This is a genomic window from Pseudophaeobacter profundi, from assembly GCF_029697505.1.
GTDB lineage: Bacteria > Pseudomonadota > Alphaproteobacteria > Rhodobacterales > Rhodobacteraceae > Pseudophaeobacter > Pseudophaeobacter profundi.
Genome location: NZ_JARJEF010000024.1, coordinates 1 through 22,809 on the forward strand (window position 1 = coordinate 1; position 22,809 = coordinate 22,809).

The 22,809-nt window shown below is 57.8% G+C and carries 17 protein-coding genes and 2 pseudogenes; 6 read left to right on the top strand and 13 right to left on the bottom strand.

What is annotated here, in order from left to right; genetic code table 11:
* Nucleotides 1-539: 539 nt before the first annotated feature.
* Nucleotides 540-899, bottom strand: a complete 360-nt coding sequence (locus P2081_RS19715) for a hypothetical protein (protein ID WP_278924504.1) — start codon at nt 897-899, stop codon at nt 540-542.
* Nucleotides 900-985: 86 nt separating this feature from the next.
* Here P2081_RS19715 and P2081_RS19720 point away from each other — a divergent pair.
* Nucleotides 986-1,739 (top strand): annotated as a pseudogene (locus P2081_RS19720) (IS5 family transposase); the annotation flags it as partial.
* A gap of 413 nt (nt 1,740-2,152) precedes the next feature.
* Here the strand turns inward: P2081_RS19720 and P2081_RS19725 are convergent.
* The gene (locus tag P2081_RS19725; RefSeq protein WP_278924505.1) at nt 2,153-2,533 is read right to left on the bottom strand and encodes a VOC family protein; all 381 of its coding nucleotides are present in this window, start codon (nt 2,531-2,533) and stop codon (nt 2,153-2,155) included.
* A 39-nt stretch (nt 2,534-2,572) separates the two neighbouring features.
* On the opposite strand from P2081_RS19725, the gene P2081_RS19730 reads away from it, so the two are divergent.
* Nucleotides 2,573-3,133, top strand: coding sequence for a winged helix-turn-helix transcriptional regulator (locus P2081_RS19730; protein ID WP_278924506.1), 561 nt, complete (start codon nt 2,573-2,575; stop codon nt 3,131-3,133).
* Nucleotides 3,134-3,680: 547 nt separating this feature from the next.
* Here P2081_RS19730 and P2081_RS19735 read toward each other — a convergent pair.
* The 10 genes from P2081_RS19735 to P2081_RS19780 all read right to left on the bottom strand — a co-directional run bounded on the left by P2081_RS19735 (nt 3,681) and on the right by P2081_RS19780 (nt 13,945).
* Nucleotides 3,681-4,946, bottom strand: a complete 1,266-nt coding sequence (locus P2081_RS19735) for an NAD(P)/FAD-dependent oxidoreductase (RefSeq protein WP_278924507.1) — start codon at nt 4,944-4,946, stop codon at nt 3,681-3,683.
* 20 nt (nt 4,947-4,966) lie between these two features.
* Nucleotides 4,967-5,695 (bottom strand): amino acid ABC transporter ATP-binding protein, encoded by a 729-nt coding sequence (locus P2081_RS19740; protein ID WP_278924508.1) that lies wholly within the window; start codon nt 5,693-5,695, stop codon nt 4,967-4,969.
* Nucleotides 5,692-6,345: an amino acid ABC transporter permease gene (locus tag P2081_RS19745; protein WP_232405711.1), complete on the bottom strand. Its 654-nt coding sequence runs from the start codon at nt 6,343-6,345 to the stop codon at nt 5,692-5,694. The genes P2081_RS19740 and P2081_RS19745 overlap by 4 nt, the downstream gene beginning before the upstream one ends.
* 28 nt (nt 6,346-6,373) lie before the next feature.
* Complete coding sequence (locus P2081_RS19750; RefSeq protein ID WP_278924509.1) at nt 6,374-7,126, bottom strand: ABC transporter substrate-binding protein; 753 nt, start codon at nt 7,124-7,126, stop codon at nt 6,374-6,376.
* Between the two features lie 37 nt (nt 7,127-7,163).
* A complete protein-coding gene (locus tag P2081_RS19755) occupies nt 7,164-7,934 on the bottom strand; it encodes an IclR family transcriptional regulator (protein WP_232405709.1) in 771 nt (256 codons plus the stop codon).
* 667 nt (nt 7,935-8,601) lie between these two features.
* The gene (locus tag P2081_RS19760) at nt 8,602-9,885 is read right to left on the bottom strand and encodes a TRAP transporter large permease (protein WP_278924510.1); all 1,284 of its coding nucleotides are present in this window, start codon (nt 9,883-9,885) and stop codon (nt 8,602-8,604) included.
* Nucleotides 9,878-10,405, bottom strand: coding sequence for a TRAP transporter small permease (locus tag P2081_RS19765; protein WP_278924511.1), 528 nt, complete (start codon nt 10,403-10,405; stop codon nt 9,878-9,880). Before P2081_RS19765 ends, P2081_RS19760 begins: the two co-directional genes overlap by 8 nt.
* A 55-nt stretch (nt 10,406-10,460) precedes the next feature.
* Complete coding sequence (locus tag P2081_RS19770) at nt 10,461-11,441, bottom strand: TRAP transporter substrate-binding protein (RefSeq protein ID WP_278924512.1); 981 nt, start codon at nt 11,439-11,441, stop codon at nt 10,461-10,463.
* 87 nt (nt 11,442-11,528) lie between these two features.
* A complete protein-coding gene (locus P2081_RS19775; RefSeq protein WP_278924513.1) occupies nt 11,529-12,410 on the bottom strand; it encodes an NAD(P)-dependent oxidoreductase in 882 nt (293 codons plus the stop codon).
* A 47-nt stretch (nt 12,411-12,457) separates the two neighbouring features.
* Nucleotides 12,458-13,945 (bottom strand): aldehyde dehydrogenase family protein, encoded by a 1,488-nt coding sequence (locus P2081_RS19780; RefSeq protein WP_278924514.1) that lies wholly within the window; start codon nt 13,943-13,945, stop codon nt 12,458-12,460.
* A gap of 269 nt (nt 13,946-14,214) precedes the next feature.
* Between P2081_RS19780 and P2081_RS19785 the strand changes: the two are divergent.
* The 4 genes and pseudogenes from P2081_RS19785 to P2081_RS19800 form a co-directional block, all read left to right on the top strand.
* Nucleotides 14,215-14,502 (top strand): annotated as a pseudogene (locus tag P2081_RS19785) (IS3 family transposase); the annotation flags it as partial.
* 273 nt (nt 14,503-14,775) lie between these two features.
* Complete coding sequence (locus P2081_RS19790; protein WP_278924518.1) at nt 14,776-16,128, top strand: hypothetical protein; 1,353 nt, start codon at nt 14,776-14,778, stop codon at nt 16,126-16,128.
* Between the two features lie 73 nt (nt 16,129-16,201).
* A complete protein-coding gene (locus P2081_RS19795; protein WP_278924515.1) occupies nt 16,202-20,242 on the top strand; it encodes a hypothetical protein in 4,041 nt (1,346 codons plus the stop codon).
* A 518-nt stretch (nt 20,243-20,760) separates the two neighbouring features.
* Complete coding sequence (locus tag P2081_RS19800; RefSeq protein WP_278924516.1) at nt 20,761-21,750, top strand: GNAT family N-acetyltransferase; 990 nt, start codon at nt 20,761-20,763, stop codon at nt 21,748-21,750.
* 133 nt (nt 21,751-21,883) lie between these two features.
* Here P2081_RS19800 and P2081_RS19805 read toward each other — a convergent pair whose 3' ends face one another.
* The gene (locus P2081_RS19805; RefSeq protein ID WP_438826553.1) at nt 21,884-22,660 is read right to left on the bottom strand and encodes an NAD(P)/FAD-dependent oxidoreductase; all 777 of its coding nucleotides are present in this window, start codon (nt 22,658-22,660) and stop codon (nt 21,884-21,886) included.
* Nucleotides 22,661-22,809 lie beyond the last annotated feature (149 nt).

Here is a 22,809-nt window from a genome sequence, read left to right on the forward strand (position 1 = left end):
TCCCATGTCTATCACTCCCAATCCCCCCAACGAAAACCGTCGGGGCAGTGTGTTCACATGGGTCAATTCTCAGTGACAATTTATCGGCATACCGGGTCAGTTCTCAGTGACAATCAACAGCATGTTGCCTAAATGTTCCAAAGAAGCGCAGACGTAAGATGATAAGCCCTGAGTTCCTCGCAATCCTTGAGCAGTTTCAAACAACCATCGTGGGTATTGTCGGTTTTGTTGGTGTCATTTGGACACTACGCTCAAATTCTCAAAATGCGCGCGAGGAACATAGAAGGCAGCTGGGGGCCAGGCGTACAGCACTGCGCCGAATACTGGCTGCGGAGCTCCGAAACTATCAACGTGCGCTAAAGAAAAACCTAGAGACTCAGCGCCCGAACCGTGAGTTCTTATCTGTTGGCAGAATACATAGGTTGTTTTCCGAACAGCTTACGGCTGATCTCGGACTTCTCGAATTGGATGAGATTGACGTCGTGGTAAATGCGCTAATCAGTTTGGATGGCATGGCGCATTTTCTTGAGAATATTTCATCACAAGTATCGGACACTCGGTTTTTGTTGCCTTCTGAAGCTTGGGAAGAGTTCAAAATCGTAAATTCTACAACAGCTGATGCCCTGAAATATGCGGTTCAAGTACTCGAGATTTCGGGAGAGGCATGAGCCTGTCTTGAACGGCCCATTGCCGACCTTGAGCACGGTTTTCAGCGGCATATTGTTGTTGGCCATCATGTAGCTTTGCTCGGCTTCGGTGACGCCTTCTAGCGATATGGCCTCTTCGTCCAGTTCCTGGATTGTGGCAGAGCCGCCAAGCTTGCGCAGTGCCTCAACCGTTGCCAGCATCATCCCTGCCAGATCCGGCAGGCTGTCTTGGTCGATTTCAAATCTGCGCATTGCTCTGTCCTGTCATAGTCCTAGGGTCAGGACCCATTGATTTCCGTATGGCGGCGTGATTCATCGGTCGAAAATTGAGCGATGATATGAGCGATCTTTTCTGGCTGACGGACGCGCAGATGGCGCGTTTGGAGCCCTACTTTCGAAGCCCCATGGCAAACCACGTGTGGATGGTCGGCATGTGCTGAGTGGCATTATCTTCATCAATCGCAATGGCTTGCGTTGGCGAGATGCCCCCAAGGAGTATGGTCCGCACAAGACCCTGTACAATCGCTGGAAGCGATGGAGCGACAAGGGGGTCTTTGCCCAGATCATGATGGGGCTGGCCGCCGAGCATAGCGAGGAAAAGACCGTCATGATTGACGCTACCTATTTGAAGGCCCACCGCACCGCGACCAGTATGGGCGTCAAAAAAGGGGGCGTGGACGTCTGATCGGTCAGACCAAGGGCGGTATGAACACCAAATTGCATGCCGTCTGTGACAGCCAGGGGCGTCCGCTGAACCTTTTCGTCACGGTTGGTCAGGTCAGCGACTATATCGGCGCACGGGCTTTGCTCAGCAGTCTGCCGAACGTCGATTGGTTACTTGGTGACAGGGGCTATGACGCTGACTGGTTCAGAGAAGCCCTGCAAGACAAGGGCATACGGCCATGCATCCCGGGGCGAAAGCAACGCAAGACGACAGTGAAATACGACAAGCGACGGTACAAGCGTCGCAACCGGATCGAGATCATGTTCGGCAGGCTGAAAGACTGGCGACGGGTCGCAACCCGATATGACCGCTGCCCCAAAGTCTTCCTTCCGGCAATCGCCCTCGCCGCAACTGTCATTTATTGGGTATCAGTCCTGAACCTAGTCTCCGTAAACATTTCTATGGCCTGCCCTGACGCCGATTGTACGGGGCCACATAATTGAACTGATAAGCCTACGCCAGTCATTGCGATCATACGCAGGAAAGTGGGGAATGCGTTAGTCCATCGGTTGCCGACTGTAAAAGCTGGGTGGCATTAGCCACAGCGCTACGTGAGAGTCGAGCGAACGGTTAAGCTGAAGATCAGACATTCACGACTGGCGCGGTGAAAGAGAAAGGAGAGCCCAAATGTCTGATGCTGCGAAGGCTATAGACGACCGCTAAGGGGCCACATCTGGAAGTGGTGGTTGAACTTACAGCCCCGAAGAATTGCCGTGAGGCCCAGTTGAAGCCGTTCCTATCAACCGCAGACACGGCGCAGAGGCCATATGAAATTAGCGTTTTACCCAATGCCTCCGGTCAAATCCTGCGCCAGCATCAGCGCATTGCCGTCGGGATCGTAAAAAGTCGCGGTCTTTACCATTCCCTCGACGATATCCGTCTCGCCATCAAATTCGACTTTGGCCTGTTCCAATTTCTGCCGCGCTGAATCCAGATCAGCTATCCCAAAGACTGGTACGCAGTTGCCGGGTGCTGGCTTGGTGTGCTCGCCAAGGCCAATGACGACACCGGGCGTGTTGGTCCGAAGCTCGGACCAGCCCGCGTCATCGGCGTGATAGAGCAGCTCAAATCCCAGCATGGCTTCGTACCATTTCGCGCTTGCATGGCGATTCTTGACCGACATGGCGATGGTGATGGTCTGATCGACGGAAACGAGTGACATGGGCTTTCCTTACGATTAAAAGCATAGTAGCTATACTTTATGGACATAAGAATGTTTGTCAACATCACTTCAAGAGCTTGGGCGATGCCCATCTTATCTAGCCTGCATTCAGGTACCCCCGGACGGCAAGCGCCCCTCCTGGCTGCGACGGGCGCAGGCAGAACAGCCTTCGCGCAAAGCATGGATCATTTGATCGAACAGGGTTTGCTTGAACGAAACCCCGGTTTCGGCCATCCGCTGCGCCCGGAATTCCGGCTTACGGAACTGGGGAGGACAGTCGCGGCCATCGCTGACAAAATTCACAATGTTTCTACGGAGGACGATTGGCCCTTGCTGCGCCGGTCATGGACTTTGCCGGTTCTGACGTCGCTCCACAAACCAAGCCATTTCATGGACATCAAGCGACGCCTGCCGACGATTACAGATCGGGCGCTGTCTCAGTCACTGAAATCAATGGAAGCAAGGGACTGGGTGTGCCGCAGCGTGGATGGAGGCGCCCGCCCGCCTAGATCCATCTATATTGCCGTGAATACTGGTGACCTTATCAGTCAGGTCATTGCGCCCAAAATCGCATTTTGTAGTCGAACCGCCCCTCATTGAGAAATGATGGAAGTCGGATAAATCTGCAAAGCGACCATTGAACCGAACGGAGCCAACGGCAGCGTCGGCCTCGAAGCAGAACTTTGTTCTGCCTACAGTCGAATGCTTGCCGTCGTTTGGGGCGTAGCGATTTTCAGGCAGAACGAATGTTCTGCGTTTGCTGGGCGTTTTGAAAGTCGCGCGCGTTTTTCAACACAATCGTCTGATATCGGCATTTGCCATGCCGTTCTTTTCAGTCAGGCGCATCCTCGACAGTATGTTCGTCTGAACATACTCTGCCTGCCTCGTTGGGTTCGCACTGGGCCCAGTGTAGATGGCGGGGATACAAATCGAGCCGTCCTTGCTCAGGCAGATCGATGGCGTCTTTCGGCAAGAACTGCTCGGCGAAATCTCTCGCAGGATTTGGGGCGACAAGTCTGCCATCCTTGAAGCGAAATGAGGTTGGCGTAATGGGCGGCGGCGCTGAGATCGTGCGGAACGACGACAGTTCTGCGCTGGTCTTGGACGGAAATGGCGTGCAGCCTGTCCGTCAGATTGCCGCCCAAAGTCAGATCAGGTCCCTTAGCTTATAATAAGCCACAGTCGCAGCCACATATAGTTCCCGCAGTTCATGAAGCGGAATGGTGCGAACCGGCGTGACCGGCAGCGGCAAGGCGTTGCGGTCTCCGGTGGCCACGTAATCAGCTAGCCATTCTCCCATGCGGCTTTGCAGGGCCACCCCGCGCCCCTGGCAGCCGACCAATGAAATCAGGCCCTGCTGCGGCTCGTGAAAATGCGGGAGGAAGTCTTGTGTAATTGCGACACGCCCCGCCCACCGAAACTCGATTGGCTGGCCTGCCAACTGCGGAAAGGTTTTGTGCAGCATGCGCACCAGATGGGCAAAGCCTTGATCCGAGACAGGATTCTTGAAGCTTCCACGCCCCCCCATCAGCATACGATTTTCGCGGTCACGCCGAAAATAGGCCAGCAGCCGACGCGTGTCCGAGGCCACGATACCGCCAGGCATCACCTCTTCGGCCTGCCCTGGCTCCAACGGCGCAGTTGCAACCTGGAAACTGTTGGCGGCGATATAGCTGCGCGCAATTCTTGGGATCAGCCCCCCCGTATAGGCGTTACCGCAGAGCACGACCTTGCGCGAACGCAGGACGTGACCGCCTTCGGTCACGGTGCGCCAGCCCGCGCCGTCCGGCTCGACACGTGTGACCTTGGTTCCGGTCGAAATCGCGCCACCTTGTGACAGCATGGCTGCGGCCAATCCACGGACGTAGGACAGCGGCTGCACACTGCCTGCGCGGCGGTCAATCCAGCCGCCATGATAGCCCTGAGCGCCAAGGCGCTCGACCACTTCCTCGCGGGTCAGGGGTGCCACATCGGCACCTTCTTCGGCCCATTGGCGGCAACGCTCATAGGCCTCGCTTAGCCCGGCCTTGGTATGGGCAGGTTGTATCCAGCCGACACGCGTGTCGTCGCAGTCAATCTTGTAGCGGTCGATCAGTTCGAACACCTTAGCTGCTGTGGTGCCAAAATCGGCCACGGCACGGGCACCGGCCTCGGGGCCGAACATCTTGCGCAGTTTTTGAGGATCGTACTTAATCCCCGGGATCACCTGACCGCCATTTCGCCCAGAGGCGCCCTGACCGATCTCTCCCGCCTCCAGAACGTGGACGCTTTCGCCGAGCTCTGCCAAGTGCAGTGCAGTGGAGAGACCAGCAAAGCCACCGCCAACAACGACCGTGCCGACCTCGTCGTTTCTATCCAGTGCCGAGGTCCGGGGTGCGGCTGTTGCAGTATGAGCCCAAAGGCTCGTTGACATTGGTGTCATGTCCATCGGTGTCATCGCTCCAGAACACGGCGCAGGAAATCCTGGGTCCGTTCATGTTGGGGATTGGTCAATACCTGTTCGGCTGACCCATTTTCCACGATGCGCCCCTGATCCATGAATAGAACCCGGTCGCTGACTTCACGGGCGAATCCCATCTCATGCGTCACCACAAGCATGGTCATCCCCTCGTCCGCGAGGCCCCGCATCGCCTCAAGCACCTCACCGACCAGTTCGGGGTCCAGTGCGGAAGTTGGCTCATCAAACAGGATAGCCCGTGGCTGCATGGCAAGGGCACGCGCAATGGCAACCCGCTGTTGCTGTCCCCCGGAAAGGGAATCGGGATAGGTATGTGCCTTGGCATCCAGCCCCATTCGCGCAAGCAGTTCATGCCCCATCTCGATGGCTTCGCTGCGGGCCATGCCCTTCACGTGGATTGGTCCTTCGGTCACATTTTCCAGCGCCGTGCGGTGCGGGAAAAGGTTGAACCGCTGAAACACCATTGTGACTGAGGTCCGCAGGCTCCGGACGTCTTTCGAGCGTGCATCCACCAGATTGCCATCAATGGTGAGACGCCCTTCCTCGTAGGTTTCCAGACCGTTCACGCAGCGCAAAAGCGTGGACTTTCCCGAGCCGGAGGCCCCAATCAGGCAGACCACCTCACCCTGTTGCACTTCGCAATCGATACCCTTGAGAACCTCAAGTTCACCAAAACGTTTATGAATATTTTCAAGCCGGATCATTTCTTGCCGAACCTCCGTTCGAGATAGCCCGAAAGAACGAGCAACGGGACGCTCAGAACCAGATACATCACGGCGACGAGCGTATAGACGGTCATGTTGTCAAATGTTGAGGCGGCCAGAAGCTTGCCCTTCATTGTCAGTTCGGCGACCGTGATAACCGAGGCCTGAGAGGTGTCTTTCAGCAGCATGATCATGGTGTTGCCGTAGGGGGGCAGCACCGTGCGCACGGCCTGCGGCAGGATCACCCGCCGCATCATCAGTGGCCAGCCCATGCCGATGGAATGCGCCGCCTCGATCTGCCCCTTGTCGATCGCTTCCAGTCCGGCGCGGAAGTTTTCTGCCATGTAGCAGGAGTAAGCGAGCCCCAAACCGAAAGCGCCAGCTTGAAAAGCGGACAGATCGATACCGAATTCCGGGAGAACGAAGTATATGTAGAAGAGTTGAACCAGGATCGGAATCCCGCGCACAGTGTTCACCACTGTCTTGGAAATGAAGACAAGCGGCCCAATTCCAGAGTAGCGCATCAATGCCCAGACCAGTCCCAAGAGGGTTGCGATAACAAGTGCTGTGATGGTGAGGGACACCGTGATGCCAACCCCATTCAACAGGATTGGCAGGTAGTCACCTGATTTTTCGATGAAATCATTCATATGGAAACGTTCTCCCGAAGACCTGAGCTTACTGCAGGCCCCATTTCACTGCGATCCCGCCAACGGTTCCGTTGTCTTTCAGCACCTGCAGAGCAGCGTTGACGCGCTCCAGAAGCTCGGTGTCGTCCTTGCGGACCCCAATCGCGATCGAGCCTTCGAACTGGCTTTCATAGCCTTCCACGAACTTGATGTTCTGGTAGGTGCCCTGGGACATCTGATAGGACACGATCGGCTTGTCGCCGACGCCAACGTCAATGCGGCCACGGTTCACTTCCGACAGGATGTCGGCGAGCGAGTCATAGGCGCGGACCTCTCCGATACCGTCGATTTTCTGCAGGTTTTCAAGGTAGACCGTGCCTTGCTGGACCCCGATGACCTTTCCTTCAAGACCACTGAAACCACCGCCGATTGTTCCGGTGAAGTCCTTGTGAACGATAAGCCCCTCACCATAGGGCATTACCGGGTCGGAAAAGCTGATGACCGCTTCACGGGCGGGGGTAATCAGCATCGCTGCGGAAATCAGGTCGATGCGATCGGAATTCAACGACGGGATCAGCGACGAGAAATCGACGGCATTCACATCCGCTTCAAAACCTGCTTCCTCACCGACCGCATGGATCAGGTCGACCATCATGCCCTCGATCTGGCCGCTTTTGGCATCGAGGAAGGTAAACGGCACACCCGTTGCGGTGGAGCCGACTTTATAGGATTCTGCGGATGGGGCAGTCGCGATAAAGATGGCAGCGGCCGTAAAGCTGACAAGTTTTTGGAATTTATTCATTGTAGTCTCCTGTTGGTTGTTTTTTTGAATTTGGATATCAGACCGCCAGCGATGAAATCGCCCGCGCGGTATGGATCAGCGAGGGCGCCCAACGGTCCTCAAGGGTTTGCAGCGACCAACGGCTTGTTGGGCCAGAGATGTTGATGCAGCCAACCGGATGACCATCGACACCGGTGACCGCCGCCGCGATGTTCAGATCGCCAAGGTAGAATTCCTCAGAGGAGGAGGAGAACCCGCGTTCCCGGGTCTCGGCAAGGCGGTCAAGGATCTCCCCCGGGTCTGTCAAGGTGCGGGAAGTAAAGGCACGCCCAGCGGTGCGATGCACGATCTCTTCTGCTTCGGCGGGGTCTATTCGGGCAAGAAAGGCGCGCCCGGTTGCCGAAGCTGCCATCGGAATACGCGTACCAATTGGCATATGAATGAAGGACGATTCATGGCTGGTGAAACGGGCCAGGAAAACCATGTCATCACCAACCCGGCGGGACAGGTTCACGCTTTCCTTGCTGGAGTGGTTCAGGGCGGCCAAATGGGGATTGGCCCTTTCGATCAGCGGGTCTGATGTCAGGTAGATCGAGCCAATTTCAAGCGCGCCGGGCGCCAACCTCAAGCGCTTGCCCTCATCCTTCACCAGATATCCCAACACTTCGAAGGTATGCACATAGCGTTGTGCTGCCCCCATGGTGAGGCCGGAAATGCGGCTGATCTCGGTCAGGCTAAGGCTTTCATGCCCGCGAAACGCGCGCAGCACGTTCAAACCACGATCAATCGCATCCACGAACATCCTGTCTTGCACATCGGGTTTCGTCATCGGCACTCCAATATCGCTGTGCGATAAAACAAATCTCATAGCGATATCGTGCATCTAAAGCGGGCCTTGTGTCAAGCTCGACTGTGGCCACGCAGTCGCGAAAGACTTCCCGATAGTGGACCTTCAAATCTGCTCGGTTGACCAGGGCGGTGCTGCACCTCGCTAAAAGGTCAACGAAGCGCAGGAAATGAAATTTGCAGAAGCCCGCAAAGCACATCTGGCTGTCGCCCCAAGCTTGCCCAATCGCACGCATGTGCCGTGCCAGTTGGCGACCCGTATTAGGGAGTGTTCAGGAACGTCTTGTTGATGATCCCCATGAATGCCAGAGGCTCAGCGCTCTCGCCTTTGGGCACGAACAAAGGTTCGAGCGCGCGAGCGACAGCATCTGGCACTGACACCGAACGCTGATCCCGGTGGGATCTTCTTCAATGCACATTTGCCCGCAATCCTTGCTTAGCGATCCCAGGCGCGTTTAAAAAAATCGCGTTCGACCACAAGCTGGCTGATCTTCGAATGAAGCTAGTCTATCTCGACCGCGCTGGCTTTGCCCCCATCGTCGCCGCCCTTGAAAAGGGGGCGCAATGTTCTTGATCGCCGCCCGTTTCCCGCCGCTGATCTTGTTCGGATAGACACTGCACTGCTTCGACAGCTCCATGCAAAGGAGCCGTCAGAACCCGCTGATGCGGGGGAGCCATGTCGACAGGAACGGCAGGAAGGTGATGAGCAGCAGCGCGGCCGCCAGGGCCAGGAAGAATGGCGGCATCTCCCTTACCAAGGTTGAGGGTTTGAGCCCAACGGTAGAGGACACCACGAAAATCAGGCTACCAACCGGTGGCGTGGCCAGCCCAAGTGTCAGGTTCACAATCACGATAATCGCGAAATGGTTCGGGTCGATCCCCAGCGCAAAGCTGATTGGCGCGAGAATCGGCACCAGGATCATCACCCCCGGCAGCGGATCCATGAACAGGCCAAAAACCAGCAACAGCAGGTTGACCGCCAACAGGAAGACGATAGGAGAGAGGTCCCAAGAGATAATTGTTTCTGCAAGGAACTGCGGCACGCTCTCGATGATCAGCACCCAAGCAAAGGCTCTGGCGGCGCCCAGGATCAGCAGCACCGCACCAGACGTCAGCGCCGCTCGCAGTACGATGCCCGGCAGGTCGCGCAGATGCAGTGAACGGTAGACAAACATGCCGACCAGCAATGCGTAGAACACGGCGATGACAGAGGCTTCCGTTGGGGTGAAAATACCAAAGCGGATACCGCCCACAACCAGCAGGATCAGCAACAACGCCGGCACGGCAAAGAAAGCAATCCGGCCTATTTCGGCTAACGAGGGCATCGGCTGCCCGGAAGCATAGTTCCGCGCTTTGCTTACGCGGGCATTGGCAAACAGGATAAGCATAGTGATCAACAGACCCGGCAACACACCGGCCATGAACAGCGACCCGACCGAGACTTCTTTGTCCTGCATGGCATAGATGATCATGGTGATTGAGGGTGGGATGATCGGCCCCACAACCGAACTGGCAATTGTCAGCGCCCCCGCATAAGGCCGATCATAGCCGCCCTTTTCCATCATGCGGACCATCATCGTACCGGGGCCGGCGGCATCGGCGAGCGCACTCCCTGAAATACCCGCGAACATCGCCGAGCTGACCACGTTGGCATGGCCCAGACCACCGCGCAAATGGCCGACAAACGCCTGCGCCAGACGCAAGATCGCAAGGGTCACCGCACCGCCCGTCATGATCTCGGAGGCAAGGATGAAGAAGGGCACTGCCAGCAACGGGAAACTGTCCAGGCCGGCAAACATTTCTTTCACCACCACCAGATGCGGGTAATTGGAGGCAAAGGTGATGGCAAGAAACACAGAAATCGCCATCGCAAAGGCGACCGGCAGCCCAAGCGCCAGCAGCAGGAACAGAGCAGGGAACAGAATTTCAGCCATTCGCGCCACCTGGCAAAGCGGCCGTATCATCAGAATCGGGGTCCAACGACCGGTATCTTCCTGCCTCGATAAACGAGCGGGCAATCAGCAAAAGATGCACGATCAACAATGAAAAGCCGACCGGCATTGCCGCATATATATACAAGAAGGGCAGGCGCAGCGCGGGCGTAACCTGGTATTGCATCCGTTGCGCGTATTGCCAGCCGACATGCACCATAAAGGCAAAGAACGCCAAGAGCATCGCGACGATCACCGCCCGCAGCAGACGTTGCCCGGTCTGCGGCAGGCTATCCTGAAGATTGGTGATTGCAACGTGGCCACCGAAACGCAGGATCAGCCCCGCGCCAATAAATGTCAGCCAGATCATCAGATAACGTGCCGCCTCGTCAGCCCAGGGCAGTGAATGCGAGGTCACGTATCGCAGTGTAATATTGCTGCCCACGATGATTGCCATGGCCGACAGCATCAGGATCAGCGCCCAGCCGTTAAGCGCCACAAAGATGTTTTCCAGCTTTTTCACGATGTCCCCGCCACCGAAAAGGTGTCGACGCCGAAGCGGCGTCGACACGCACGTATCATTTGAATGCGACGATCGCGTTCACCAGATCCTTGCCGTAGGTCTCGTAGTACCCTTCATAGGCGGTGCTGATGGACTCCTGAAAAGCCGCTTTCTCATCCGTCGACAGGGCGTTGATTTCCATGCCGCGTTCTTTCAACGTTTCGACGCCGCTGGTCTCAACATTGTCGACATAGCTACGCATTGCCTCGGAGGCCGCGGTAGCGGCCTTTTCAAAGGCAGCCTTCTGCGTATCGTCCAGCCCTTCCCAGAAAGGCTTGGACACCAACAGCATTGCCGGGGAATAGACGTGTCCAGACAAGGTCAGATATTTCTGCACTTCATCCAGTTTCACCGAAACGATCACCGACAGGGGGTTTTCCTGACCATCAATGACGCCCTGCTGAAGCGAAGAAATCACTTCCGGCCAAGCCATTGGCGTGGGCGCTGCACCCATCGCGTTGAACGCGGCGAGATGCACCGGGTTCTCCATCGTGCGCAGCTTCAGCCCCTCGGCATCCGCCGGAGTGTGGATTGGGTTGCGGTTGTTGGTGATATGGCGGAAACCTTGTTCGCCCCAGGCCAATCCATGCAGACCAACGGTATCGAACTTGGAGAGGATTTCCTGGCCAATCGGCCCATCCAGCACCGCGCGGGCATGTTCCAGATCGCGGAACAAGAAGGGAATGTCGAAAACGCCCGTGTCTGGAACAAAATTCGCCAAGGTGCCGGAAGAAACGATGGTTGCCTCAATCGTTCCGAGCTGCAGCCCCTCAATAACTTCTCGTTCACCGCCCAGACCGGAAGAAGGGAAGTGATTGAATTCAAACGCATCACCCGTTTCGGCCTTCAGAACTTCCTCGAATTTCTGGGCCGCGACGCCATAATGGCTGTCAGGCGCAAGCGCATAGCCGATCTTCACTTCTGTCTGAGCAAATGCCGGCAAACCGGCTGCAATGAGCAAGCTGGCAGTGGCCAGCCCGCGATACACGAAAGTCATTGGAATCCTCCCTCTAAAGGTTGTTATTTACTACACAAGGCAATTTTTTCTGGCAACCCCAAGGCTAGAGAGCTGCCGATCCTGTATTCAAGCCATTTCACCCTTGCGAAACAGCTGCACCAGTTCGGGGACATAGGCCTCGCCCTGGCCGGCTTCTACCGGCGCTTTCAAGGCCTCTGAAATTCCATCGGCAACCGTCTTCCGCGCCCCCGATGCGTCGCACATACCACGATAATAATCTATGTCTTTCAATGCGTTCGACACAAAGAAAGGCAACCCCTCGCGATCCTGTTCGACGATGTAGGGGGCCAACCGCTCCAGCGCGACACTCGCGCCGCCACCTTGGGCCAGCACATTGACAAAAACCTGCGGGTCAATGTCTGCATCCGCAGCCTGTGCCGCGGCCTCGGCCAGCAGCGTCATGAAACCCACAGAAACATAGTTGTGCAACAATTTGAGCCGATGACCATGGCTCAGCGGGCCAACGTGATCGACCTTTTCGGTAAAGGAAGCCAGCACCGGGCTCACCTTTTCCAGCGCCGTTGCCTCGCCACCGACCAGCAGGTTCAGCGTACCCTCATGGGCGTGTTTCGCGGTGCGCGTCATAGGGGCATCGATGTAATCACCCCCTGCCTTAACAATGATCTCGGCCATGCGCAGGGTCGTCTCCGGCAGTGCCGTCGAGCAGTCGACAACAACCGCACCGGGTTTCAGCGCAGAGGCAACACCTTCTGAGCCGGTCACGATGGCCTCGATCTGCGGTGATCCGGTGACACAAAGGATCACGACATCCGATTTCGCCGCGACCTCGGCCGGACTGGCGCAGGCACTGGCGCCAAGGCCAAGGATTTCCTCCGTTGGCTGGTTGCCAGGGTGGTCAAGAAAACTCAGGCTATAGCCGCCCTTCAAAAGGACATTGCGGGCGATACCATGCCCCATGAGGCCAACGCCGATGATGCCAACATGCATTTTGATGCTCTTTCTGTCTTAAAGTGAGAGGCGCTCGGAACCGGACTTCAGTCCGCGTTGATCCAGATCGCCTTCGTGTCGAGGTATTCTTCCATGTGTTCGGATCCACCTTCCCGGCCATAGCCCGACATTTTGACCCCACCAAAGGGTACAGCGGGGTCAATGGCATGGTACATGTTCACCCACACAGAGCCTGCCTTCAGACGGTGGGCAAGCTTGTGTGCCGTGCCCAGATGCGTAGAGAACACACCCGCCGCCAGGCCATATGGTGTCGCATTGGCGCGTTCGACCACCTCATCCAGGCTGTCAAAAGGCAGGGCCGAAATCACCGGCCCGAAGATCTCCTCGCGGGCAACGCTCATGTTGTCGGTTACGTTTGCCAGAACGGTGGGTTGGAAGAAGTGCCCCCCCTCCAGCTCCGGCCCGTCTGCGCGGGCTCCGCCGGTCAGGACCATGGCCCCCTCGCGCGGGCCTGCCGCCAGATAGTCGGCGATGCGTTCTGCTTGGCGGGAGGAAATGATCGGGCCGATGTCGGTGTCTTCCTTGATGCCATGACCAATCCGCAAAGACGCGGCATAATCGGCAACCCGGCGCACAAACTCGTCGTGGATCTCACGGGCCACAAACAGCCGCGAGCCTGCAATACATATCTGCCCCGAATTGGCAAAAACGGCCATCGCAGCCACTGGCACCGCCTTTTCGATATCAGCATCCCGGCAAACGATCACCGGCGACTTGCCGCCAAGCTCCAGCGACACCCGCTTAAGGTTGCCAGTGGCAGCCCGGGCAATTGCCTGGCCAGTCGCTGTCGAACCCGTAAAGACAATCTTGTCCACGCCGGGGTGTTCCGCTAGCGCCGCACCGGCCTCGCTGCCCGTGCCGGTCACGATGTTCAGAACGCCGTCCGGCAGACCCGCTTCCTGCATGATGCGGGCAATCATCAAAACAGTCAGCGAGGCTTCCTCGGAAGGTTTCAGCACGATTGTGCAGCCCGTCGCAATGGCAGGCGCAATCTTCCACACGGAGCCTGCAATCGGCGCGTTCCAGGGAATGATGGCACCGACGACGCCGATCGGTTCGCGTACCGTCTGTGAATAGATCTCACCCGGGAAGGAATTGGGAATCGTGGCCCCATGGATCGCCACTGCCTGACCGGCATAGAAACGCAGCATGCCAAGCACGCGACGGCTGTTGGCAAGGGTGCGTTGAATGGGCATCCCCATGTCGAGCGTATCAGACAGGCACAGGGTCTCCCATTCCGCCTCGAAACGCTCAGCTATGCGCAGCAATAAGGCCTGACGCTCAAATGGTGTCCATTTCGACCAAGGCCCGTCAAATGCCTTGCGTGCAGCCGCCACTGCCGCGTCTATGTCAGGGCGACCGCCACGCCCGACGGTTGCAAGCAGACTACCATCGGCCGGGTTGCGTGCCTCGATCACCTCGCCCGAACGCGCTTCGCACCAGCGCCCATCGATGAACATCCGGCGAAATTCGCCTTTGTAGAGACCAGCCGCGGCTGAATTCCAGTCCTTCATTGCGTGTAAACCTGTCTGATACTGTTGTGCGTTGGACCGCGAAAGACCGCGCTCGGCGTTGGAACGGACGCCGCGACACTCTACTCTGATAGGTTGCGGGATTACAAGTTGGTGTACATGCTAAATACTATACCGCCAGTCTTGGTCCCAGGGGGGGGCTGACGTGCTCCTTGAGAGCGATCTTGCCGTGCTTTTTCGTTTTGCGGCAGCATCGTAGGCTCGAACTGGACGTGTCACGGTGTGATGCCGCTCCTTTGATAGCATTTATTGCACCAAAGGAGACTGACGTAGTTTCGAAAGAAGATTCAGACCTTGCCAGAGAGAATGAGCGGCTTCGGCGTGAGGTCCGGCTTCTCAAGGACAAGAGGGAGATCTTAAACTGAAGAGGATCAGGAAAGGCCCCGGTGGGGCGTTTCTCCGATGAAGAACACAGAGGCCATTTCCCTGCCAATCGGTTGTGTGACGTTGTCGGCGTCAGCACACGTGGATTGCGTGCTTTCCGCAGTCGTCCTCCCGCCAGTCGCAGACAGCAGTCTGACCTGGTGACACTGGCGCATAAACGAGCACTTGGGGCGGCACTAAAGCGTGACTGGTCCACCGTGCAGCGCCCGACTTGCCGAAAGCAAACGCGCATTCCCTATTCCCAAGAGTGGTATGAAATGCTCTACTCGCGCTATACGAGTGACCGCCCCCGCGGCGAAGGAGAGCGGGGCGGATGCAATGCGATTGCACATTGGCCCTTTCTAGCAAGGGCCTTTTTCGGCGCGAGCCACATCAGAGCCATCAAGGGAACAGGCCGACGGCCTGCGCCTGACGCAGGAGGAGATGTCTTGGGGGAATATGCCGTCAGCGGACCTGAGCTGAAAAAGATGATCAAACTGGCGCGCAAACAGCCAATGCCCTTCGCATTTAACCCCGGCAAGTCGGAAGAAGAGCACTATCTGGGCATGCACCGAAAACGCTCCGTTCAGGTCCTCGTGCAGGAGGCGAAGTCCGTGGGGCCGGGTCCAAAGGTCGCCTTTGGTATGGCCGAAGTTGACCGCAAGTTGCTGAGGCTGACCTGCGAACGGGTCCTGCCCATGCTGGCCAAACGCGTCAAAAAATACCTGAAATACAACAAGGTTGCTCTCAATGTCGAAATCATGGATGCCGACGGCAATATTCTTGAAAGCGACATAGAGGAAGGATTGCCTGACGATCCATCGCTCTTTGAAGACGAGGATGCTCCTTCGGCAGAGGCCACGAAGACCTCTGAACAGACGCAGGATGCCAAGGCCCTCGCTCGCAAACTGGTCGAAATGCGCAATCAAGGCGCTGCTCTGCCAACCCCGCAACGGGACAAGGTGGGGCGCGCCTTGTCACAACTGGCAGATTGGCTGAAAGCTGGCGAACTGGGCAAAGTCAATGCTGGATTGGGCAGCGTGAGCAAGCTGTTGGCCTCCCTGCCAAGCACGCCCTCTCAAGAGCAAGGCCATGAGCGAGAGCAAACCCCACGACAAGAACAAGCATCAGACGTTGGCATCGACACCGACAGGTTGCGTGAGACAATCAAAGGTCTGCTCAGCACTCTACCGGGCGACATTCAAACGCTCGCAAAGGCCAACCCTGACACTGCTGCAAAGCTGGCCGCTGCCATGGGCCATGCTAAGACGCTTATTCAGAAGGGCGATCTGCCCAAGGCGCTGGACCTGTTGATGCGCTGTGCTGATGGGCTGGCCACTGCCCAGAAAGCCGCCCGAACTGCTGAGGCCCAAGAGGTCGTGCCCGAAGGGCTGGTGGCTCAGCGGGTCCACGATATCGAACTGCTGCACAGCCAGTGGCAGGTCTCGCGGATGCGCTCGGTGGATGGCTTGGGCGCGTTGGTTGACCGGCTGGCCCGCGAAGAGGACCCTGACCTGCTGGACATTGCCGTGAAAGTCGGCGTGCTGGCACGAGACGTGCCCGAAGGACTGGAGCGGGCGCTCTTGGAGTTGGCAAGGTTTGTGGCCGCTGGAGACAGTTCCAAATCCGACGCCGCCAAAGCAAAAATCTCGGGCGAGGTGGCAGCGGCGGCGAAATACCTAAAAGCCCATCTGGCCGATTTGAAAAAATGCGAAGACAATCCTTTCGGAATTAAAGTCGACATCATCACCGGACTCAGCAAGGCTTTGAAATCCATTCAGGCCTCAGTCGCCAAAATGTAGTGATCAAGCGAAACACCGTGTTGCATTGCGCCGCGCGGCGCAGACAGCGCCTTGGTGCAAAGGGAAATACCCAATGGGAAAGCTGGAAGAACTCAAAGCCTGGAAAAAACGCTGGGGCTATGATGACAGCTATCTGACGACCAAGGGGCGGCGCGGCGCGGGCCTCGCCCCGGATGCACGCTATCGTTCTTTCGATGCAGAAAGCGCTGAGGCGCATATACGTATTGCGGGATTGCTCGATCCGGTGCTGCCACTATGCGCCGACAAGATACGGCGGCAAAGCCAGAACCCGGACTCGGTCAACCTACTGAATTTGAGCAGGGAAATCGCCAAACTTGATCCCGAACCGGAAGGCGCAAAGGATCTGATTTGCCGGATGAAGACCGAGTGCGAGGCCATCAGATACACCGATGAAGCTGCCGATGGCGCCCTGTTGACCGAAGCGCGGAGGATGCTCGCTGGCAAGCCAGATGCGGTGGAGGATATTGATGACTGGCTGATCGCCCGCGAAAGCCGCTTCTACGACCCGGAACGCGCTGCCTTTTTCGTATCAGCCCAAAACCGACTGCGTGACCGCGCCTCCGTGGACCGCACCGCCACGATTGACCAGGTCGAAGAGCGCATCTATTCGACTGACCGCCGCGCAGAACTTGTGGGCCTGACCAAGGGCGCAGGAGATGCGGGCCATCATCTGGCTCAAAGCTATGCGCTCCGCACCATTGAAACGCTGGTTGGCCGCGACGACCAGCCCGGCATTCGCAACGTCCATGATGACAGCTCGGCCTATCAGCGCGACAGCCTGTCCGGTAAGCTTGAGCACAAGATGTTCGACCTTTACCAGAAAAAGCGGCAAGCGGCGATTTACAGTGACGGGCAGACCGAAGCCGACCGTCTCTGGCCCGAAGTCAGCGCCACAGATATGGCCAAAGGCAAGGTGATTTTCGTGAATTCGCCCGACATAGAGGGCAAGCTGGACCGTGTCTATGGCCCGGATTGGAAAGATCCGCAGAATGGCAGCCGCAGCTATAAAACCATGATGCAGCGGGTGCAGAAGATTGACGGCAATCTCCATGTTATGATCATGAACGACCCCACGAGCGGCGACCCGCCCCTGCCGGCCTTCCGCAGCCGCCTGATTGAAGGCTCAGGCGCGACACCATCGGCCTATGAGATTGAGCGCCTTGCCGCGGATGATGCGGATTTCGACATTCTGCGCGATGCCTCGATGAGCGATTCCATCCAGCCGCCGAATTCAGTCACCCTTGCCGCCATTACCACCGGGCCGGGCCGGGTCAGCTTAGCCGAGATGCCGGCAGGACACCCGATGAAACAAACGGCCAGCGCCGCCGCGCAGATGGTGGAAGGATTGCAAAAGGCCCTCAGCGCACTGGGCGACAAGGTTGAGGCGTTCGAGCAGAATAAGCTGGTCAAGAGCGCGCTCGACAAGATCGGGCGGCTGATGGAAGTCATGCCTACTTACGTCAACGACACCCCTCGCTTTTCAAGATTGTTCGATCTGCTGGTGGACGAGACCTATCTCGTACTCGCTACGGTCAAACCCTATGATCAAGCCAGCTACCGCGAAGCCACCCATAAGGAAATGAGCCGCCGGATGCCGAGTGTTGGCGACACCGAAATGCCGGATGTCAAGCACAAGACCTTCATGCTGTCCTCGGGAATGGGAGCCATGTCAGCGGCGGTTGAAACCGCTTTTGCGCGCACCGGCAATACATCGTTGCATCTGGTGGATCAGGGGGCCAGCCATGCAGCGAATTACTTTGAGGTCGAGGCAAACCTGACCAATACGGACAACACCGCCGCCATCACGGTCGCTCCGCCCGATACCGATCCGTACAAACCTCCGGTCATCATGGCGACACTGAATCCGTCGACCCCTGTTACGAAAGAAGAGGATGCGGATCGCAGTGGCTGGACGTTGGAGAAGCTGTTCGCCAAGGTTGATCCGGTTCTGGAATTGCACCGCGCCAAGCTGGAAACCGCTACCAAACCGGCAGTGTTAATCGTCGATGCAACGGTGGAACGGGATGGCGACGGCACCGAACAGGAACTTGACAAGCTAGTGGTGCATTTCAAGGATCTGGTGAATGTCGGGCGGCTCGAAATCCTACTGAACAAAAGTTACCAGAAATATCCCAGCCTTGGCGCCGGCAAGGCTATGGGCGGCGGGTTGACGGTGATCAGCAAGACCATCGATGAGGGCGGTGCGCCCTGGGATGTTGCGACAGCGGCGGAAGCCTCGGAAATCATCATGGACAATGAAGAGGCACAGATCGTCACGCATTTTCTGGCCCACGAAGGCGATGTAGAGCGCCAGATGCTGACCCGTGCTGCCGACAATGCTAGTTTTGTGCGTGGATTTCTCGGCGATGTGATCACGCCGAGCAAGAAAACAAATACGGGCTACGATGAGGGGCTGCCCTTCCTCGAACTGCCCAATGCGCGCCTGTCGCGGGGCGCCGGGGTGATGGATGATACTTCGGGTTCTGCCAAGGAGGCAGAAAAGCGCATGAAGGCGCGGGAGCAAACCACTTTGACCTATTTGCTGAACTCGCAAGGTGTTGATCCGCGGATGAGTTTCGGGTTTCAGAATACTTCATCGCTATCGACCAGCCCTGGCATGATGCGGCTGGCGCTCGGACAGGAGAGCCATGAAGAGTTGGTGGAAAAGCTCTATGCCCCGCTCATGCTGGCGCTAGGGCCAGACGGCAGCGCCTTTGAAGAGCCGGACAAGTCGGGCAAGACCGGCACCGGATCAGACAAGAAGGCGCGACTTGATAGTCAGTTCAAGCCGGGCAATGCAACGACCGATACTCTGAAGGCCGCCGCCGCCGAAGCAGCCGCAAAGGCCACCGCGCAGGTGGCGACGGCGCTGGCCAAGGAGGCCGACCAACCCTCGGGCACCGATCCGGCCAGCGAACGGCATCAGGCCTGGCGCAAAAAGATGGTGCGCGCCCTGATTGGCGCGGGCAAGCTGGCCGAGGCGGCTGTGAGCCGCGATCAGGTCAGCAACATTACCTCACCCGCAGATACCGAGTTGAACCGGCTGCTCGGCGAGGTCACAGGCGGTGGGGCCGACTATGATGCTGCTCAGATGGGCGCGCGCATTGGCTTTGTGATGGCCTTGCAGACGCGCAGCTCTGACGCGCTGTCCTCTGATCCTTCGCTTCAGGTGTTTGGGGCAGAAGAGGAAGACGAACGCGCCAAATGGCGCGCGGGAGGCATAGAGCGGTTGCGCGGGCGGGGCCTGGCGCCTCCGGATTACCCGCTCGCCCCCGAAGGCGGGGATAAGGAAGCCTCCCAGCAGCACCTGAAGGCAATGCACAAGCAGGATGCTGAATTGCGCGTGCGCCTGTCACAGCTCGACAATGTCAACACAATGATCGCCGGAACTGAACGCGGATTTGATCTTGTGAATATGGAAGGCGTCGGGATGGAGGCGGCCTATTTGCCAAATATCTTGTCCTCTTGTACCACGCTCACCCAAGTGATGCCCGGTGGCGATGCAGCCTTCGCTGAATTGGCGGATGTGCTGATGGCCAAAGGGTTGGATGGGCTCAGCCACGAAGCGCGGGAACGGGTGCTAGACAAACGCGGCCAGATTGAAATAGCGGCCATGGCAACAGGGATCACGGATGACCATATCGACAAGCTGACCGCCGTGGCCAAGGCCTTTCCCTATGGCGAAGGGGCCGGGAACCTGCTGCGCAGCGGTGCGTTGCAGGACGCCATCGCAGGCAAGGACGACCTGCTGGACGCAGATACGGCAGGGAAGATAGCCAAGGCCTTGATGGAATCGCGCCCGGTAGAAGAGACGATTGGTTCGTTGAAGGGGCTGGTGGCCGATTATCGCAAGCTGGGCGCACTGAATGACAGCAACAAGGCGCTGCTGACCTCTCTGGCCGATTTGCTCATGACGCGGGTGGCGGCGATAGAAAACCGGACAGAAGAAGCGCCACTGGTAACGCCAACGCTGTTTCAGGATAGTCCGGGTATGGCAGAAATTGGCCGGGTGCGAATGGATTTAGGGCAGATCGCCTTGCTGAAGCGCACCGCTGAGTTGCAAGCTAGCGACGCGCGTGATCTGGCTAAGTAACCTAGAGTAGCCCCACCAACGGCCCAAGCTCGACATTCAGACCATGCGCAGCGAACGCTCTGCTGCAGGTGCGAAAGACCCTGCCAGATTCCCCACAATCGAAATTGGCTGGCTTCAGCCCATTGACGTCAGCCGACCTTAGATTGATGGTTCATGACGAAAAGTTTCCTACTGAAGGTGCAGCGGATATGAACAGCAATCCAGAACTTCAGATCCGCGCCGCAGTCCTGAACGGCGACACCGCGGTCGGCATACACGTCACAGAGCCCATAGGAAGAGTGCGTCTGGGGAAAGCGGAAGTCCGGGCTTCACGCGCTTTGCGCAACAGAGCCCTGCCGCGATCAGGGCCTGTGTGCCCTTTCCGCGCCGTGTCGGCTGTGTCAAGGCGCGGTGTAAAGAACGGCAGAAACTTTGGGTAGCGGTCTTGATACGGCAGAAGGTTTTATAGGTTCCGGTTGATACTGTTCTTGGGAATGCCCCGGAATGCGGCGACGGACCAGTAACGGAAAGACGAGAACATGAGCGTGGTAGAAGAACAATCAGACGTGGTGTTGCCTGTCGGCAGCGCTGAACTGATGCCACCCGAAGCGCTCGCCCGCTATCGGGCCTTTATGCTTCGTGAAGCGCCTAAAATCGAGAGCGACTGGCTACAGGTCGACATCTACAAGGCGTCAATCGAAGGTCTGGATCACTCTATGGTGCCGCGTCTGCACGAATTGACGGTCAGTGTGTTCTGGCCGCACAGAGCGCCCGATATCGCGCTGATGGTCGATATTGGAAGTGGCTACGTGGCGCTGGATCAAATCGGACGGCCCTTAAGCTCTGCCATGAGTTTTCCCGCTGACGAGGATTTCGCAATGCTCGGTATGATGGTCACGACGCCCCGGCTTCAGGCGCAGGGCACCGGCGGACGGCTGTTGCGTCGCGTGATGCGCGATCAGGCCGGGCGCGATCTGCGCTTGTCTGCGACGCGTCAAGGCTATCGGCTTTATGAAAGTGCCGGTTTCGTCAAAGTTGGAACCGTGTCTCAGCATCAGGGCAGAGCGCGTGCGATCCGTCCGCCCGAGACGCCTCAGGGTCTTTTGGTGCGCCCGATGGAGCCGGAAGATCTGCCAAGTTTGCGCGCCCTGGATGCCCATGCCTATGGCGCGAAGCGGACCGTGATCCTTGACGCGCTGTTGAAGGTCTCTGAGGTGGTCGTGGCTGAGCGCGGTGGTGAGGTTGAGGGCTATGCGATGTTGCGCAAATTCGGCAAGGGCCGGTTGGTCGGGCCGGTCGTTGCGGAACAGGATGCGGTCGCTATGCAGCTGACCGGCCATTTCGTCCTCGCCCATGAAGGAGAGTTCTTGCGTTGTGACAGTATGACGGAAAGCGCCGCGTTCGAGGCATTCCTGTCTGCGGCGGGACTGGGGGTGTTTGACACCGTGACCGACATGCGGTTCGGCCGCAAACGTCGGCCAGAGAGTGGACCGCAAACCTACGGGCTTGCCCTGCAATCGCTGGGCTGACATCGCCCCCGGGGTTTTGCCAAGACTGCAAAACGGGGTGCAGTCGTCAAGGGGGTCGCATCGCGGCGGAAAACCGAAAAAAGAAGGGAGCCAGAGGCCCCCTTCCATTTGCTTGAACCACTGGGCCTGAGGGTCAGGACAGCCGATCTTTCAGGCCGAAATACAATCCCACCAAAGGCAGGAACCACGGCTTGCCAGAGTGCAATGGCACTTGCGGCCAGGACAGGCCCTGCAACGGGTTGGTGTCGGTGCGGCCCATGGCCATATCCGCCAGCACCTGCCCCATCAGCGTCGACATCTGCGCGCCGTGGCCGGAATAGCCCATGCCGTAGAGCATGCCGTCCGCCTCGCCGGCGCGGGGGTAACGGTCCTTGGTCATGCCGACCATGCCGCCCCAGCAATAATCGATGTCCGCATTGGCCAAGTGCGGGAACATCCGCGCCAGTGACGCGCGCAGAACTTTGCCCGATTTCTCGTCTGAAGACTGGTCCGATGTGGCGGAGAACCGCGCCCGACCGCCGAAGATCAGGCGATTGTCAGGTGACAACCGGAAGTAGTTCCCGATGTTCATGGAGGTGACATAGGTCCGGTTGCCGGGGAGGGTCGCGGCTATTTCCTCGGGGGTCAGGGGACGCGTCGCTACGATGAAAGACCCGACAGAGATGATGCGCTTCTTGAAATAACGCAAGGGCGCGGCGTCGACACTGTTGGAATAGCCATTGGTGGCCGCAATGATGCGCTCTGCGCGGATTTCACCCTTTGGGGTTTCGATAACCCAGCCGTTGCCTTCGCGACGTCGGCCGGTCATCGGCGCTTTTTCCCAGATTTTCGCGCCGTGGCGACTGGCCGCTTCGCCAAGTCCGGTGACATACCGGCCCATGTGCATCATTGCCGATTTGGCATATAACATACCGCCGTGAAACTGCTCTGAGCCAATCTCTGTTGATTGTCACTGAGAACTGACCCGGTATGCCGATAAATTGTCACTGAGAATTGACCCATGTGAACACACTGCCCCGACGGTTTTCGTTGGGGGGATTGGGAGTGATAGACATGGGA

Excerpts from the sequence above, each read along its gene's own strand:
- P2081_RS19735 (WP_278924507.1), bottom strand. The coding sequence starts at position 4,946 with ATGTCAACGAGCCTTTGGGCTCATACTGCAACAGCCGCACCCCGGACC.
- P2081_RS19715 (WP_278924504.1), bottom strand. The coding sequence starts at position 899 with ATGCGCAGATTTGAAATCGACCAAGACAGCCTGCCGGATCTGGCAGGG.
- P2081_RS19725 (WP_278924505.1), bottom strand. The coding sequence starts at position 2,533 with ATGTCACTCGTTTCCGTCGATCAGACCATCACCATCGCCATGTCGGTC.
- P2081_RS19780 (WP_278924514.1), bottom strand. The coding sequence starts at position 13,945 with ATGAAGGACTGGAATTCAGCCGCGGCTGGTCTCTACAAAGGCGAATTT.
- P2081_RS19805 (WP_438826553.1), bottom strand. The coding sequence starts at position 22,660 with ATGTTATATGCCAAATCGGCAATGATGCACATGGGCCGGTATGTCACC.
- P2081_RS19760 (WP_278924510.1), bottom strand. The coding sequence starts at position 9,885 with ATGGCTGAAATTCTGTTCCCTGCTCTGTTCCTGCTGCTGGCGCTTGGG.
- P2081_RS19755 (WP_232405709.1), bottom strand. The coding sequence starts at position 7,934 with ATGACGAAACCCGATGTGCAAGACAGGATGTTCGTGGATGCGATTGAT.
- P2081_RS19750 (WP_278924509.1), bottom strand. The coding sequence starts at position 7,126 with ATGAATAAATTCCAAAAACTTGTCAGCTTTACGGCCGCTGCCATCTTT.
- P2081_RS19740 (WP_278924508.1), bottom strand. The coding sequence starts at position 5,695 with ATGATCCGGCTTGAAAATATTCATAAACGTTTTGGTGAACTTGAGGTT.
- P2081_RS19795 (WP_278924515.1), top strand. The coding sequence starts at position 16,202 with ATGGGAAAGCTGGAAGAACTCAAAGCCTGGAAAAAACGCTGGGGCTAT.
- P2081_RS19800 (WP_278924516.1), top strand. The coding sequence starts at position 20,761 with ATGAGCGTGGTAGAAGAACAATCAGACGTGGTGTTGCCTGTCGGCAGC.
- P2081_RS19775 (WP_278924513.1), bottom strand. The coding sequence starts at position 12,410 with ATGCATGTTGGCATCATCGGCGTTGGCCTCATGGGGCATGGTATCGCC.
- P2081_RS19745 (WP_232405711.1), bottom strand. The coding sequence starts at position 6,345 with ATGAATGATTTCATCGAAAAATCAGGTGACTACCTGCCAATCCTGTTG.
- P2081_RS19730 (WP_278924506.1), top strand. The coding sequence starts at position 2,573 with ATGGACATAAGAATGTTTGTCAACATCACTTCAAGAGCTTGGGCGATG.
- P2081_RS19770 (WP_278924512.1), bottom strand. The coding sequence starts at position 11,441 with ATGACTTTCGTGTATCGCGGGCTGGCCACTGCCAGCTTGCTCATTGCA.